The sequence below is a fragment of the Arthrobacter sp. Helios genome, assembly GCF_023167125.1.
Taxonomy (GTDB): domain Bacteria; phylum Actinomycetota; class Actinomycetes; order Actinomycetales; family Micrococcaceae; genus Arthrobacter_B; species Arthrobacter_B luteolus.
Genome location: NZ_CP095402.1, coordinates 548,800 through 563,833, shown reverse-complemented (window position 1 = coordinate 563,833; position 15,034 = coordinate 548,800). Strand labels below are relative to the sequence as shown.

The 15,034-nt window shown below is 67.5% G+C and carries 10 protein-coding genes; 6 read left to right on the top strand and 4 right to left on the bottom strand.

Features of this window, described 5'->3' with window-relative positions; translation table 11 throughout:
• Positions 1–64 precede the first annotated feature (64 nt).
• From ArtHe_RS02480 to ArtHe_RS02470, 3 genes are read left to right on the top strand one after another with little or no spacing between them, the layout of a single operon-like run.
• Positions 65–1,123 carry a MoxR family ATPase gene (locus ArtHe_RS02480; protein WP_248318585.1) on the top strand — a complete coding sequence of 353 codons (1,059 nt, stop codon included), beginning with the start codon at positions 65–67 and terminating at the stop codon, positions 1,121–1,123.
• A gap of 23 nt (positions 1,124–1,146) precedes the next feature.
• Entirely contained in the window at positions 1,147–2,601 is a 1,455-nt protein-coding gene (locus ArtHe_RS02475) for a DUF58 domain-containing protein (protein ID WP_248318584.1), read from the top strand.
• 8 nt (positions 2,602–2,609) lie between these two features.
• Positions 2,610–4,958, top strand: a complete 2,349-nt coding sequence (locus tag ArtHe_RS02470) for a DUF3488 and transglutaminase-like domain-containing protein (protein WP_248318583.1) — start codon at positions 2,610–2,612, stop codon at positions 4,956–4,958.
• A 100-nt stretch (positions 4,959–5,058) separates the two neighbouring features.
• On the opposite strand, the gene ArtHe_RS02465 is transcribed toward ArtHe_RS02470, so the two are convergent.
• Both ArtHe_RS02465 and rsmI read right to left on the bottom strand, forming a co-directional pair.
• Entirely contained in the window at positions 5,059–6,537 is a 1,479-nt protein-coding gene (locus ArtHe_RS02465) for an NAD-dependent succinate-semialdehyde dehydrogenase (RefSeq protein ID WP_248318582.1), read from the bottom strand.
• A 154-nt stretch (positions 6,538–6,691) separates the two neighbouring features.
• Positions 6,692–7,675 (bottom strand): 16S rRNA (cytidine(1402)-2'-O)-methyltransferase, encoded by a 984-nt coding sequence (gene rsmI, locus ArtHe_RS02460; protein ID WP_282568708.1) that lies wholly within the window; start codon positions 7,673–7,675, stop codon positions 6,692–6,694.
• Between rsmI and ArtHe_RS02455 the strand changes: the two genes are divergently transcribed.
• Positions 7,674–9,350 (top strand): phospholipid carrier-dependent glycosyltransferase, encoded by a 1,677-nt coding sequence (locus ArtHe_RS02455; protein ID WP_248318581.1) that lies wholly within the window; start codon positions 7,674–7,676, stop codon positions 9,348–9,350. The genes rsmI and ArtHe_RS02455 overlap by 2 nt on opposite strands.
• 43 nt (positions 9,351–9,393) lie before the next feature.
• The gene (locus ArtHe_RS02450) at positions 9,394–11,208 is read left to right on the top strand and encodes an AMP-dependent synthetase/ligase (RefSeq protein WP_248318580.1); all 1,815 of its coding nucleotides are present in this window, start codon (positions 9,394–9,396) and stop codon (positions 11,206–11,208) included.
• Positions 11,209–11,284: 76 nt separating this feature from the next.
• Here the strand turns inward: ArtHe_RS02450 and ArtHe_RS02445 are convergent, their stop codons facing one another.
• On the bottom strand, positions 11,285–12,862 hold the full coding sequence (locus tag ArtHe_RS02445; RefSeq protein WP_248318579.1) for a DUF1461 domain-containing protein: 1,578 nt from the start codon (positions 12,860–12,862) through the stop codon (positions 11,285–11,287).
• A 131-nt stretch (positions 12,863–12,993) separates the two neighbouring features.
• Entirely contained in the window at positions 12,994–13,989 is a 996-nt protein-coding gene (locus ArtHe_RS02440) for a stage II sporulation protein M (protein ID WP_248318578.1), read from the bottom strand.
• A gap of 176 nt (positions 13,990–14,165) precedes the next feature.
• Between ArtHe_RS02440 and ArtHe_RS02435 the strand changes: the two genes are divergently transcribed.
• Positions 14,166–14,972: an RDD family protein gene (locus ArtHe_RS02435; protein ID WP_066299034.1), complete on the top strand. Its 807-nt coding sequence runs from the start codon at positions 14,166–14,168 to the stop codon at positions 14,970–14,972.
• The last annotated feature ends 62 nt before the right edge of the window (positions 14,973–15,034 follow it).

Below are 15,034 nucleotides of genomic sequence, written 5' to 3'. Positions count from 1 at the left end.
CAGCCGCCAGCCGTGTTTCCGGACGAGAGTCCCGGCTGTCTTCGCCGAGACTTGGAAGGTATCCATGGACGCTCGTAACACATCTGCTGCCGCCACTGCTTTTGATGCCACGGATACCGCGGTCCCCCGGCTCGCCGGAACGGGGGCGCAGGGAGCGGCAGACTCGTTCCTTGACGCCAGCACCCGTATCCTCGGCGCGATCAACACCGTCATTGACGGCAAGGATGAGGCAGCCCGGCTGGTACTGACCGTGCTGCTCGCCGAAGGCCACGTCCTCCTCGAAGACGTCCCCGGGGTCGGCAAAACCATGCTTGCCAAGACCCTTGCCCGGGCGGTGGACTGCTCGGTGACGCGGATCCAGTTCACCCCCGATCTGCTTCCCTCCGATGTGACCGGGGTGTCGATCTATAACCAGGATGCGCACCGGTTCGAATTCCGGCGCGGTCCGGTCTTCGCCAATATCGTGATCGGCGACGAAATCAACCGCGCCTCGGCCAAGACCCAGTCCGCACTGCTGGAGTGCATGGAGGAGCGGCAGGTGACTGTCGACGGCGGAACGTACCGCCTGGCCGAACCCTTTATGGTCGTGGCGACCCAGAACCCCCTGGAGATGGAAGGCACGTACGCCCTGCCCGAAGCCCAGCGGGACCGCTTTATGGCACGCATTTCCCTGGGGTATCCGGACACGGCCTCCGAAATCGACATGCTCGAGTCCCATCAGTCGGTTTCCCCGCTGGAATCGATCGTCCCGGTGGTTTCCGGCCGCGATATTGCCGCGATGACCGCCCGGGTGCGGGAAGTGTATGTCTCCTCAGCGGTCAAGGAGTACACGGTGGGGATCGGCGCCGCTACCCGCGGGCACCCGCTGGTGCGGCTCGGCGCCAGTCCGCGGGCACTGCTTCAGCTGCTTCGTGCTTCCAAGGCCCGCGCGGCCCTCGACGGCCGGGATTTCGTGCTGCCCGACGACGTCGCGCGTCTTGGCGAGGCGGTCCTCTCCCATCGGCTGATTCTCGAGCGCAAGGCGCTTAGCGCCGGTGAAACCCCGGCCGCGGTGCTCCGGGCGATCCTGGCCAAGGTACCTGTCCCCCGCCCGCCCGGAGCCGCTGGCGTGACCCGGCCATAGTCCCGCCCGTGCCTAGGAGGGCCATGCTGTCCAGAGTCCGTACGCGTATGCTCACCGGCCGCGGGTTCGGCGTGGCTGCGGCCGGTGTTGCTGCCCTCCTGGGTGCGCAGGTGCTGGGCCGGCGGGACCTGTTGCTGCTGGCCGTGTTCCTGATCCTGCTGCCGCTGGCTTCGGTTCTGGCGCTGCGGCTGCTGCGCCCGGTCTTCAGCGTTGAGCGGACCTTTTCCCCGCCGTCGACAGATGCCGGAAACGCGGTGAGCATCTCGCTCAGCCTCACCCCGGTCCGGCCGTTTGGCGGCACGGCCAGGATGCGCGAAGGTTTGCCTGCACGGTTCGGAGCCAGTCCGGAGTTCCGGTATCCGGCGGCCAGCACTGCCTCCGGAGGCACCAGCCGGTACGAGTACCGGCTGCGGTCCTCCCGCCGCGGCCTCTACCAGATTGGTCCGGTCAGCGCCGGATTCCTCGATCCCTTCGGCCTGGCGGTGCTGCGCCACACCATCGGAGGCACCGATGAGCTGGTGGTCAAGCCGGCACCGGCCGAGCTGCCGGCTGCGGTCCTTGACGGGCTGCGGGGAGCCGACGGTTCAGTCTCCACCCGGCTCCAGGGCATCCCCAGCCAGGATGATGTGACCACCCGGGAGTACCGTCACGGCGACCCCATGCGCAGGGTGCATTGGTCTGCGACCGCCCGGCACGGGAAGCTGATGGTCCGGCAGGAGGAGACCGTTACGGCTCCGCGGGCCACGGTCCTCCTCGACCAGCGCGAAAGCTCCTACGAGGAGGGATTCCTCTCCCCTTTCTGGGCCGACAGCCCGGATGCCTCGGCTCCGGCCAGTTCCGAGGCCTTCGAGTGGGCCGTCTCCGCCGTGATGTCTGTCGGCGCCCATCTGATGGAGCTCGGGTTCTCCGTCCGGCTGATGGATGCCATGGCGCGGCCGGGCCTGGCCCGTTCCCCATCCGCAGCGGCGCCGGAGCTGGACATTTTCAGCGGCGAGGCAGGAGTCCTGGATCTGGGCGACGGACTGGCTGCCCTGGGATTGGAGCCGTCTGCCGGTTCAGCGTCCCCGGGACAGCCGCAGCGTTCCAGACAGTCGCAGCGCAGGGGTGCTGCCACAACCGGTCTGGGTAAACCGGCGCGGACGGCGGCGCCGCAGTCGGCCGGTTCCCTTACGCCTTTCGGCGATCCGCTGGCAGTGGCATTGCAGGACCAGCGCCACCGCGGCCCGCTGGTTGTGATTGCCGGGAAGCTGAGCGTTGAAGACGCACACCGGATGGCCCCGGCAGCGGATTACGCTCCCAACGCCATCGCCATCCTGGTCAGCGAACGGTATTCCGCCGCCGCTCCTGTACTGGCCGTCCTGCGGGCTGCGGGGTGGACCGCGGTCGCCGTCGAACCGTCACAGTCTGTGGCCGCTGTGTGGTCCGGAGCCGGCGGGCCCGTTGCCGGGTCCGCTCTCCCGCAGGGACGCCTGCCGTGAGCACTGCCATGACCCGGACCCGATCCCGGCCGAAAGCGCAGGCCCCCCTGCCGGCCAGGGACCGCCACGCCTCAGCCCAGTGGGTAACCGGCGCCGCTGCGGCGGCTGCCGTCCTGCTTTGTTCCCTCAGCATCCACGGAGTGCTGGAGGGCTTTGCCTGGCTGTGGCCACTGGGCCTGTCCGTTGCCGCCGTTTCCGTGGCCACCGCCCTTGCCCGGCGTTTCCGGTTCCCCACCGTGCTGGTTCCCCTTACCGGCTTGGTTTCACTCACCATGATCCTGACCTGGATGTTTGCCTTCGATACGGCGTTCCTGGGCATCATTCCCACCTCTGGATCAGCGGCCCGGGCCGCGTCCCTGCTCGCTGACGCCCAAACAGTGGTCATTTCGCAGGTGATACCCGTTGTTCCCGAGCAGGGGGTCGTGTTCATCGCCTGCCTTGCAGTGGGCCTGGTAACGGTCCTGGTCGACACGCTGGCCGCGACCCTTCGGATGCCGGCCGCGAGCGGCCTGGGACTGTTCACCATCCTGCTGGTGCCCGGCATCATCAAGCCGCAAAGCGTGGGCGCCGCGGGATTCCTTGCCGCCGCGCTCGGGTTCCTTTTGGTCCTGGCGGCGGGTGCGTGGCAGGAGCGGACGGATGCCTATGCGGGCCGCAGCCGGCCGTCCGGCAGCCAGGCCGCCGCGGCAGCCGGCATAGGGGCCGGAGCGGTCATCGCGGCACTGCTGCTGCCGCTGGCCATTCCGGGTTTCAGCAGCGGCGCCTTTCCACAGGGTGCGAGGATTGATTTTTTTGCCGGCACCACCGGACTCAATCCAGTGGTCACCCTGGGCAACGATCTACGCCAGCCCAGCGCCACCGGCCGGATTACCTACGCCACCGATTCAACCCGGCCGCTTTACCTCCGCTCCACAACGCTCGAGGATTTCTCCGGCAGCCGGTGGGCGCCGGATACCCGCTCGGATTCGCGCCGCCTCGGTACTTCCTCCATGGCGCCGGCGGAAGACCTGTCGGCGGGTATTCCAACCACAGTAACGACGACCGTCATCGGATCGCAGACCTATTCAAGCCCCTGGCTGCTGGTCCCGTACGCCCCCACATCAATTTCGGAGGTCGGCGGCGCATGGACCTGGGATCCGGCAACCATGACCATCCTCTCCGCTGACGGCAGTGCTGAGACGCAGTCCAGCTACCAGGTGCGCAGCCTGAGCCCAACGGTGACGAGTGAGACACTCAGAGACATCGGACCGGCGCCGGAAGGTGCCGTGGATGCTGTGTTCACTGATCTCCCGGACAACCTGCCGCAGATCATCCGGGATACGGCGCGGGAGGCGGTGGGAGCCGAAACATCTCCCTACGGCCAGGCACTGGCGCTTCAGTCCTATCTGCGCGGCTCCCGGTTCACATATTCGCTCGATGCACCGGTGGAGGGCGGCTACGACGGCAACGGTATGGACGTGCTGGCCCGCTTCCTTGAACAGCGCTCCGGGTACTGCGTGCACTTCGCCTCCGCCATGGCCGTGATGGCCCGGGAAGTAGGAATCCCCAGCCGGATGGGGCTGGGGTATGCCCCGGGCCGGGCCACGAACGAGACCCGCACCGGAGCCGCAGGCCAGGAGCTGGATGAGTTCGCCGTCGATTCCCGTGACGCGCACGCCTGGCCGGAGCTGTACTTCGAGGGAGCCGGCTGGGTCCGTTTCGAGCCGACCCCGTCCCGGGGCGTGGTCCCGGCCTATGCCGTGCCGCGGCAGCAGAACCCGGGTGCTGCCGCCCAGGCGGATGCCGATCCGCGGGAGCTGCAGCCTGCCGCCCCGCTGCCCGTGACCTCGCCAGCGCCGTCTCCGCCGGCGCAGCCGCAGCCGGTAGGCCCCGCGGACACGGGCAGGGCTCCGTTCGCCGGTGCCGGTATCGGGGTACTGGTGGCGGCCCTGGCGGTCCTGACCCCCTGGGGACTGCGGCGCCGGAGGTCCCGGAAGCGGCAACGCGCCCACGCTGCCCTGAGCGGAGGCGCCGGGCTGGCGTGGGAAGAGGCCATCGACCTGGCCCAGGACTATGGGTATCCGGCCAGGACCGCCGACAGCCCGCGTTCCTACGCCGCCCGGCTGGTGGCCGACGCCGGGTTGTCCGGTACCTCGGCCGCGGCCCTGGACCGGCTCAGGGGGGCGTACGAGGCCGAAGCCTACGCCGCGCCGGCGTCCGGGGCTGCGGGAGCGGGCTCCCCGGCGCGGACCCGGATCGCCTCGTCCTGGGCCGACGTCGAAGCACTCGCGGCAGGGCTGCGCGCCGCCGTCCCTGCCGGCGCCCGGCTCAAGGCAGCTCTGTTCCCGGCCTCGCTGGGACGCTCCCGCCGGCAGTGACCCGATCGTGGCCCGTGGTTAACGCCGGAAGACCCGGTGCCCTGGCTGTTTCCAGGGCACCGGGTCTTCCGCTCTGCGGCCCGGCTTCGGGCCACAGCTGCTACGCGGTGGGGTCGGCGATGCCGATGTACTGCGTGTACAGGTATTCCTCGATGCCTTCGTCGCCGCCTTCACGGCCCAGGCCGGACTGCTTGACGCCACCGAACGGGGCGGCAGCATTGGATACAACGCCGGCGTTCAGGCCCAGCATGCCGGTTTCCAGCTTCTCGCCGATCCGCAGGCCGCGGTTCAGGTCTTCGGTGAAGACGTAGGCGATCAGGCCGTATTCGGAAGCGTTGGCCAGCTTCACGGCTTCAGCCTCGGTGGAGAAGGTGATGACCGGGGCTACCGGGCCGAAGATCTCTTCCTTGAGGATGCGGGCACCGGCAGGAACGTTCTTCAGCACGGTCGGTGCGTAGAAGTAGCCGGGGCCGTCCACCGGTGCGCCGCCGACTACAGCCGTGGCGCCGCCGTCGATCGCGTCCTCGACCAGGGAGTGGACCTTGTCCCGGGACTTGGCATCGATGAGCGGACCGATCTTGGATTCGTCCTCGGTGCCGCGGGCGATGGTCATGGCGCCGACCTTGGCAGCGAACTTCTCGGAGAATTCGTCCGCGATGTCCTCATGCACAATGAAGCGGTTGGCAGCGGTGCAGGCTTCGCCCATGTTCCGCAGCTTTGCAGCCATTGCGCCTTCAACAGCCTTGTCGATGTCAGCGTCTTCGAAGACGACGAACGGTGCGTTGCCGCCCAGTTCCATGGACGTGCGCAGCACGTTGTCCGCGGCGTCGCGGATCAGGGCCTGGCCCACCGGGGTGGAGCCGGTGAAGGAGACCTTGCGCAGGCGCTCATCCTGCATGATCGGTCCGGTCACTTCCCCGGCCTTGGTCGTGGAGACGACGTTGAGGACGCCGGCGGGCAGGCCGGCTTCCATCATGACGGCGGCGAACAGCTGGGAGGTCAGCGGGGTGAGCTTCGCGGGCTTGAGCACCATGGTGCAGCCGGCAGCCACCGCGGGGGCAATCTTGCGGGTAGCCATGGCCAGCGGGAAGTTCCACGGGGTGATCAGCAGGCACGGGCCAACCGGCTTCTTGGTGACCATGATCCGCGACTTGCCATCCGGAGACATGCCGTACCGGCCGGTCACGCGGACGGCTTCCTCGGAGAACCAGCGCAGGAACTCGGCGCCGTAGGCTACTTCGCCGCGGGCTTCAGCCAGGGGCTTGCCCATTTCCAGCGTCATCAGCAGGGCGAAGTCTTCGGCGCGTGCCGTGACCAGTTCGAAGGCGCGGCGGAGGATCTCTCCGCGGACCCGGGGCGGGGTCTGTGCCCAGGAGTCCTGCGCGGCGGCGGCGGCGTCCATCGCCGCGGCACCGTCTTCGGTGCTGGCATCGGCGATGCTCAGCAGCACCTTGCCGGTGGCGGGATCCTCGACTTCGAAGGTCTTGCCGCCGGTGGCATCCCGCCACTGTCCGTCAATCAGCAGGCCGGTGGGAACCTGGGCCAGCAGTTCGGCCTCGCGTTCAGCGGTTACAGCCATGGGTGAGCCTCCAAAAATGTGCGGGTTTCCCGGTACACGATCTGACCGGTGCTCAACTCACCGTAAGACGCGCGCGGATCACTGTAAATGCATTCCTGCACAACAAAACTGGCGTTTCACTGTGCACTTGGCTTTGGGTGTTCGGGGTGACGCGTTACTTAGCGGGTTTGCTGGCTTTATCGGGTTTGCCGGGTTGGTCGTGGGTGCTGCCGCTGCGGGCGGCCAGCACAGCGGAGTACAGCGCCCGCTTGCTGATCCGCGCATCGGAGGCCACGCTCGCAACCGCGTCCTTCAGCCGCGAGCCCTGGGCGATGAGGTCGTTGACCGCGCCCACGTGGTCTTCCGGGGCCTCCGGCGCCGTTTCTCCCGCGCCGCCGACGACGACGGCGATCTCGCCCCGGACCTCAGTGCCCTCAGCCCATTCGAGCAGTTCACGCAGCGGTGCCCGCAGCACCTGCTCATGGAGCTTCGTCAGCTCCCGGGCGACGGCGGCGGGACGGTCACCGCCGAATGCTGCGTCGAGTGCCCGGAGCATCGCCTCGAGCCGGTGCGGCGCCTCGAAGAAGACCATGGTGCGGCGTTCGGCGGCCAGGTCCGCGAGCCGTCCGGCCCGTTCCCCCGTTTTCCGCGGCAGGAAGCCCTCAAAGCAGAACCTGTCGGTCGGCAGACCGGAGAGGGCAAGGGCGGTGAGCACGGCGGAAGGACCGGGGGCCGCGGTGACCGGAATTCCTTCGGCGGCGGCCGCTTCGACCAGCCGGTAGCCGGGGTCGGAGACAGAGGGCATACCGGCGTCGGTGACCATCAGCAGGGTTGCGCCGCCGCGGACAAGTTCCAGGAGATCGGCGGTGCGGTTTTGTTCGTTGTGCTCGTGGTAGCTCAGGATTTTGCCGGAGGTGCTGATGCCCAGGGCACTGACCAGCCGATGCAGCCGCCGGGTGTCTTCCGCGGCGATGACGTCCGCGTGCTGCAGGAGGTCGATCAGCCGGACGGTGGCGTCGCCCATGTTTCCGATCGGGGTGGCCGCCAGCACGATCTGCCCGCCCGAGCCGGTGCGCCGCCCGGACCCAGCGTCTGAGGCAGTGCCGTGAGTGTCGTCCTCCGTGCCGTCGGTGCTTGCCGTCTGCGGGGTTCCATCCATGCTTGAGTCCACCCCTCAACCCTACGCGACAGGCTATAGAGTTGAGCGCGTGACCCTGTCCCTGACCCCCAGCCCGCCCCGGGAACAGACGCCGCCGGTTCTGGATCCAGGACAGGCCTTCTCCTTCGAGGTGCTGCGGGGACGGTTGCTCGGTGCGGCGCTGCCCGCGCCCGCCTGGGCGTGGGCGGCCGCACTGGGTGCTGCTGTCCTGGCCGGAGTGCTGCGGTTTGTCCGCCTGGGTGAACCTGACTCCCTGGTGTTCGACGAGACCTACTACGTCAAGGACGCCTACTCCTACCTGATGTCGGGCTATGAACGGGCCTGGCCGGAAAATGCCAACGATTCCTTTGCCGCCGGCCAGCCCGGCGGGCTGCTGGAGGAACCGGAGTATGTGGTGCATCCGCCGGTGGGCAAGTGGATGATCGCCTTCGGCATGGCCCTTTTCGGCCCCGGGTCGAGCTTTGGCTGGCGGTTCTCCGCTGCCCTGGCCGGCACCCTCACGGTCCTGCTGCTGGCACTGATTGCGTACCGGCTCTTCCGCTCCCCCCTGCTTGGTGGAGCAGCAGGTGTGCTGCTGGCCGTTGACGGGCATCATCTGGTCCTGTCCCGCACCTCACTGCTGGATGTTTTCCTGGCTTTTTGGGTGCTGGCGGCTTTTGGTGCCCTGCTGCTGGACCGCGACGACGGCAGGAGACAGCTGGCCCGCAGACTTGCGGTAGCACCGGGCAGTGCGCCGCCCTTCGCAGCACTGGCCTCAGGTCCGTGGCTTTTGTGGCGGCCCTGGCGGCTCGTGGCCGGGGTCTGTCTCGGGCTGGCGGTTGGCACAAAATGGTCCGCGCTGGCATTCGTCGCCGTCTTCGGCCTGATGACGGTGCTTTGGGACGTGAGCGCCCGCCGCGTTGCAGGCATCCGCCGTTGGCCGCTCGCGCTGTTAAAGGACGGCGTCCCGGCATTCTTCACTCTCATCCCCACAGCCCTGGCCACCTACACCGCTACCTGGACGGGCTGGTTCCGCGCCTCCGACTCGTACGGACGGCACTGGGCCGAAACCAATCCGTCGGAAACCTTCGGCTGGCTTCCGGATTCACTCAGGTCGCTGGCGGAGTACCACCGCAGCGCCTACGAATTCCACAACGGGCTGACCTCGGAACATTCCTACATGGCCAACGCCTGGACCTGGTTGTTCATGGGCCGCCCAACCTCCTTTTTCTATGAATCTCCCGATCCCGGGAGCCCCGGGTGCGGTTTTGAAACCTGCACCTCGGCCATCACCTCCGTTGGCAATCCGCTCATCTGGTGGACCGCTCTGCTCAGCCTTGGCGTGCTGCTGGCGTATTGGCTCGGCCGCCGGGACTGGCGGGCGGGTGCCATCCTAGCCGGGATCGCCGCCGGGTATCTTCCCTGGTTCGCATTCCCGGACCGCACCATGTTCTTCTTTTATGCGGTGTCATTCGAGCCCTTCCTCATCCTGGCCCTGACCTATGTCCTGGGCCTCATGCTGGGCCAGGACATAGGTCAGGCTACGGCGCTGCGCCGGAAGCGCGGCGCAGTCGGCGTCGGGTGCTTCCTGCTCGCTGTTATTCTTGTCTCCGCCTTCTTCTATCCGGTATGGACTGCAGAGAACATCCCCTATTCTGGTTGGCGGCTCCGAATGTGGATGCCGAGCTGGATTTAGGTCTCAACGCAATGTGCCACAAGCACGGAAAGAGAGTGGCGCAGTGCGCGAATCTTCCACCGACTTATTTGTCGAGCTCCCGGCCGACTCCAACATTACGGACATCCTCCTCGGTCTGACCGCCCGGTCGCCGGACCTGCCGCTTTATGCCCGCCAGTCCGAGGCAGGGTGGGAAGACATCACCGCTGCCGGGTTCCTTGCGGCAGTTTCCGCGGCCGCCAAGGGACTTATTCAGCAGGGCATCCGTCCCGGGGACTGCGTGGCGGTTATGTCCAGCACCCGCTACGAGTGGACCGTCGTTGACCTGGCCATCTGGTTCGCCGGAGCCGTGACGGTTCCGATCTACGAAACCTCCTCCGCCAGCCAGATTCAATGGATCCTGGAGGACTCCGCGGCCAGGCTTGTCTTCGCCGAAGACGCCGCGAAGGCGAAGGTCATCGCGGCGGGCGCCGGTGCGGCCGGTCTTGACGTTCCCCTGTGGCACCTTACGGACGTCGACGGCGGCACGGACCTGCGTGCCCTGGCCGCGTCCGGAGCGGAGGTCAGCGACGCAGACCTCGAGGCCGCCCGGTCCGTCCGCGGGCTCGCGGACACCGCGTCCCTGGTCTACACCTCGGGCACCACCGGGCGTCCGAAGGGCTGCGAAATCACGCACGGCAACTTCGCCGTCTTCGGGGTCAACGTCATCGAGCTCCTCCCCGAGATGCTGAAGGCTCCCAACGCGCGGACCCTGATGTTCCTGCCCCTGGCCCATGTCCTGGCCCGGGCCGTCCAGATCGGTTGTCTGGCCGCCGGTGTGCAGCTGGGCCACTGCGCCAGCACATCTGCCCTGGTCGGAGATATGAAGACCTTCCGGCCCACATTCCTTCTCGCCGTGCCGCGGATTTTCGAAAAGATCTACACCGGAGCGCAGGAAAGTGCGGAGGCCGCGGGCAAGGGCCGGCTTTTCGCCTCCGCCGCATCAACCGCCGTCGCCTTCTCCGAAGCCGTGGACCGGGCCGGCCGGGGCGGAAAAGGCCCCTCGCTGCCGCTGCGCCTGCGGCACAGGATCTTCGACGCACTCCTGTATCCGAAAGTCCGGAATGTCTTCGGCGGGCAGCTCTCCATCGCTATTTCCGGAGCAAGTCCGCTCAGCCCGCAGCTATGCCATTTCTTCCGGGGCGCGGGTATCGCTGTCCTGGAAGGCTACGGCCTGACGGAAACGACGGCCCCGGCGTCCGTCAACACGGTGCCGCTGACCCGGGTCGGCACGGTTGGCCTGCCGATGCCTGGAAATGCGGTGCGGATTGCCGCCGACGGCGAGGTTTTGGTCAAGGGCGTGGGCGTCTTCAACGGCTATCACCGCAATCCCGCCGCGAACGCCGAAGCCTTCACCGACGGCTGGTTCCATACGGGCGACGTCGGCACCCTGGATGACGACGGCTTCCTCACCATCACGGGACGGAAAAAGGACCTCCTGGTCACCGCCGGCGGCAAGAACGTTGCTCCCGGGCCCTTGGAAGAGAAAATCCGGGAGCACCGCCTGGTCTCCCAGGTCGTCGTCGTCGGCGAAGGCCGCCCGTTCGTGGGCGCGCTGGTCACCCTCGATGAGGAAGCCCTGGCCGTGTGGGCCCGTGAGCAGGGCCATAGTTTCCAGGATGTCTCCGCGGTAAACCATCCGGTGGTGCAGGCCCAGGTCCAGGAGGCGGTGGACGCTGCCAACTCAACGGTCTCCCGGGCCGAACAGATCCGCCGGTTCACTGTCCTCCCCCGCGATTTTTCCCTCGAAGCAGGGCATGTCACGCCCACGCTGAAGCTTCGCCGCCAAGCCGTGATGGCCGATTTCTCGGCCGAAGTCGAGAAGCTCTACGTCAAGTAGCCCCGGGCAGAAAAAGGAAGGTCCGCTCCCTGCCGGGGCGGACCTTCCTTTTTGTTATTACGGCTCTGCTTTGATGTTAGGGCTCTGCCGTTTTGTCCGCCTGGAAGGAATCGAGGGATTCCAGGTACCTCCGGCGGGTGGCTTCGCGCGCCAGCCGGGAGCGCTCACGCCGGGTTTTCGTCGGCCAGGTGAAGATCAGGGTGATAACGCACGCCAGGAGCACGATCGCCGCAACGCTTCCGCCGGCGTCCATCCAGAACTGGGAGGGGAAGAGCCGGATCAGCGTGTCATCGAGCCGGAACGTCCAGTTACCCTGCGAGAAGAAAATGCTGTGGACCCGGGTGAAGAACTGTTCCCAGGCGAGGACAGCGGCCACCAGCAGGCCAGCAATCAGTGCCAGTGTTGCGAGCGCACCGGCGAACAGTGCGCGGCGGATGCCGCCGGGGCAGCGCCGGGCCAGGTAGATCCCGCCGGCGATGCTCAGCAGCGCCATGCCCACAGCGCTCAGGAACGCGATGCCCAGGACCATCTTGACGTCCGCCATATGGGAGACCTCGGAGGCCAGATACAGGGGATCCCCATCCGGGGTCACCAGATCACCGAGGTAGCGCGGGGAGGCGAAGTTCAGCAGATAGTCGACGGCGTAGGAACCGTAAGTCATGCGGTCTTCGGCCGAGAACCCGAACGTATCCGCCGGGAAACCCGGACGGTAGTACTCGACCCAGAGGAACATCGGGGTGGCGACGGCACGGATAGCTGCCGCCAGCAGCATCACCGGGAAGAAGACAGCGATCGACACCTGGATGATGCGGGCAAGGACCGGTTTGGCATCCGCTGCCCGCTCCCGTTCCAAGGACCGGCGCTGAGCCTCTTCGTCCTGGCCGGCTCCGGCTTCGGCGTCCTGTCCGGTGTCCTTTCCGGCATCTGTTTCGCTGGGCGCCGTTCCTGAGACGTACCACGGGCCACGGTCTGTGCCACTGTCAGTGGACCCGGCTTCTACGCCGTTTGCTCCGGCGCCCTGGTCTCCGGTGATGCCGGCGGCCTCGCCGGTCTCGGCGGCACTGCCGCGCTGGTCAGCGGTCTTCCGGGCTTCGATTCCGCCGGTGGCCGCCGCCGCGGCAGCACCGGATGCGGCAGCAGCGGAAGTTTCCGTTCCGGTGTCCTCAGCAGGGCCGGCAGGTTCGGCGGAGTCATAGCGGCTCAGGTTTGGCATGGTGCTCGCGGCGCGCATCGGAAGGGTGCTCCGCTGCGCCAAGGAGGGATGCCCACCGGGAACCTCGGCCTGTCCGGTTGCTTTTCCGGCGGGAGCACGACGGTTCACGTCAGCGGCTGCGCCTGGGCCAGCCGCGTCGGAGGCAGCACCGGAGCTGGCAGCGTCGGAGGCAGCGCCGGGTTCAGCCGCTTCAGCGGCCGTGCCCGGGTCAGCCGCGTCGGAGCCGGTCAGCCCCGCAAATTCCGCCTCCCAGGCTTCATGCTCGGCTGGGGCGGTGTCTGCTGGGCGGGCATTGTCCGGAGTTCCCGCAGCGTGGCTGCCGGAGACGATGGTCTCGCTGGCATCGCTGGACCCGGTGCCCTTTCCGGCAGGGGCCTCACCGGCAGGCGCGGGTTCCGTGGTGGGGTCTTGGTCCTGGCTTGCCACTGCTTCGTCTCTCATCCCAATCCTGTATGAAGTCACCGGTGGTGGGGGTTCCGGTTCCGTCCTTCTTAGACCCTACCGGGCCACACCGTCCTATTCCGGGTGCCACCCCGAACCGCTCCAGGCTGCTTCGGTGGAACGGTGGATCTTCAGGCAGCGCGGACCGCGGCTTCGCCGGCGTCGCGGGAGAGCAGGTCGCCCCGGTACCCGGCGTCATAGGCCCGTTTGCCCAGCACCAGGGTGTAGGCCCAGTACCCTGCCAGCACCAGCGCCCCGATGCTTATCCGGAGCCACGCCGGAAGGGGGCTGGGGGTGACAAAGCCTTCGACCAGTCCGGAGATGAAAAGCACAGCCACCAGGCCCAGGGCAACGGTCATCAGGGACCGGCCTTCCTGCGCGAGGGCGCTCACCCGGGTTCTGGGTCCCGGAGCAACCAGCGCCCAGAAAATCTGCAGACCAGCGGCAGCGGCAACAAAAACCGCAGTCAGCTCCATCAACCCGTGCGGAAGGATATAGCTGAAGAACGTGTCCAGCTCCCCATAGGAGGCCATTGTCCCCCCGGCGGTGCCCACACCAATGGCGTTCTGGTAGATGATGTAAGGTCCCCAGATTCCGGTGACGCCGAAGGCCACGGCCTGCAGGGCGATCCATGCATTATTGGTCCACACCATGCCGGCGAACGATGCCGCGGGGTTTTCGGAGTAGTAGTTCGCGAAGTCTGACTCCACGTAGCGGCGGAGTTCAGCGTCCGTACCCATGGCAGCGAGCACCCCGGGGGTGGATGTGACCCAGTAACCAGCCAGCCAGGCGACCACGGTGAACAGCGCACCGATCACCACGGTCGTCCACCGGACGCGGTAGAAGGCCGCCGGCAGCGAGTACACAAAGAACCCGGCGACGTCCTCCAGGAAGTTGGACCGGGCTCCGGTGAACCGGGTCCGGGCACGGGACAGCCGCATGGACAGAGCCGCGGAGTAGGCACCCTCGGGTGCGGTGGAACGGATCACCGAGAGGTGCGTTGAGGCACGCTGATACAGCAGCAGCAGTTCGTCAGCTTCCGCACCGGTCAGCCTGCGCCGTGCGGTGAGCTCGTCAAGCCGCTGCCAGTCTTCCCGGTGCACGGCGGCGAAGGCATCCATGTCCACGCCTCCACCCTAGCGGGAGCCGGGTCCGCGCGGGTCCACAGCCACGCGTGATCCCGGCGGTTCCGTCAGCTCGCTGCCGGCCCGGGGGCAGACCCGTCTGGGTAGAGTGGACTCCGAACGGGCGGCCGTCCGGAGCGGACACACAGCAGGAAACATGGGGAAAGCATGAGGCTGGTATGAGCACAGTCGTTACCGGTGAAGCCGTTGTCCTGGAGCTGCGCGCGGCGTCGTTCGCCGCCCGGGCCCTGAGCACGCTCATCGACGTGGTTGCAAACCTCCTGCTGCTCTTCCTGCTCTTCTACTTGGTCGGCAATACGCTGGGCGGCGCCCTGGATCCGGCGCTGACGCGTACGCTCCTGCTGGCCGCCGTCGTTCTGGTGATTCTGGTGGTCCCGGTGACGGTGGAGACCCTGACCCGCGGGAAATCGCTGGGCAGGCTGGTGATGGGGCTGCGGATCGTGCGTGACGACGGCGGTGCCGTGCGGTTCCGGCAGGCGTTCACCCGCGGGATCCTGGCTGTCCTGGAGATCTACATGCTGGCCGGGTCGCTGGCTTTCGTTGTGGCTGTCTTCAATGAGCAGTCCAAACGCCTCGGCGACATGCTCGCCGGCACGTATGCCATGCGTGAGCGGGTCAAGGCTCCCGCGCCTCCCGTCGTCGTGATGCCGGCGGAACTGGCTCCCTGGGCCTCGCTGGCAGACATCGGGCGTCTTCCGGACCCGTTGTCCCGCAGGGCTGCGCGGTTCCTGGCACAGGCCGCACGGATGACGCCGCAGGCCCGCACCGCTCTGGGCACGTCGCTGGCCACCGAGGTCTCGGCTTTTGTTTCTCCGCCTCCCCCGCCCGGGACCGTGCCCGAATCCTATCTGCGCGCGGTGATGGTGCAGCGGCGGGACCGCGACTTCGCCCGGCTCAGCGCCCAGCGGCAGCGCACAGGCCGGATAGCTGAGCGGCTGCACCGGCTCCCGTTCGCTGACCGATAGGCGCGCGCTTAAACAGCACCGGCGGCGCAGCGGAAAGGTCCGCTGCGCCGCCGGTGGCGGTT

Bases quoted from the DNA above. Each gene is read 5' to 3' on its own strand.
- ArtHe_RS02475 (WP_248318584.1), top strand. From the start codon at position 1,147: ATGCTGTCCAGAGTCCGTACGCGTATGCTCACCGGCCGCGGGTTCGGC.
- rsmI (WP_282568708.1), bottom strand. From the start codon at position 7,675: ATGGATGGAACCCCGCAGACGGCAAGCACCGACGGCACGGAGGACGAC.
- ArtHe_RS02480 (WP_248318585.1), top strand. From the start codon at position 65: ATGGACGCTCGTAACACATCTGCTGCCGCCACTGCTTTTGATGCCACG.
- ArtHe_RS02435 (WP_066299034.1), top strand. From the start codon at position 14,166: ATGAGCACAGTCGTTACCGGTGAAGCCGTTGTCCTGGAGCTGCGCGCG.
- ArtHe_RS02470 (WP_248318583.1), top strand. From the start codon at position 2,610: ATGACCCGGACCCGATCCCGGCCGAAAGCGCAGGCCCCCCTGCCGGCC.
- ArtHe_RS02445 (WP_248318579.1), bottom strand. From the start codon at position 12,862: ATGAGAGACGAAGCAGTGGCAAGCCAGGACCAAGACCCCACCACGGAA.
- ArtHe_RS02455 (WP_248318581.1), top strand. From the start codon at position 7,674: ATGCTTGAGTCCACCCCTCAACCCTACGCGACAGGCTATAGAGTTGAG.
- ArtHe_RS02465 (WP_248318582.1), bottom strand. From the start codon at position 6,537: ATGGCTGTAACCGCTGAACGCGAGGCCGAACTGCTGGCCCAGGTTCCC.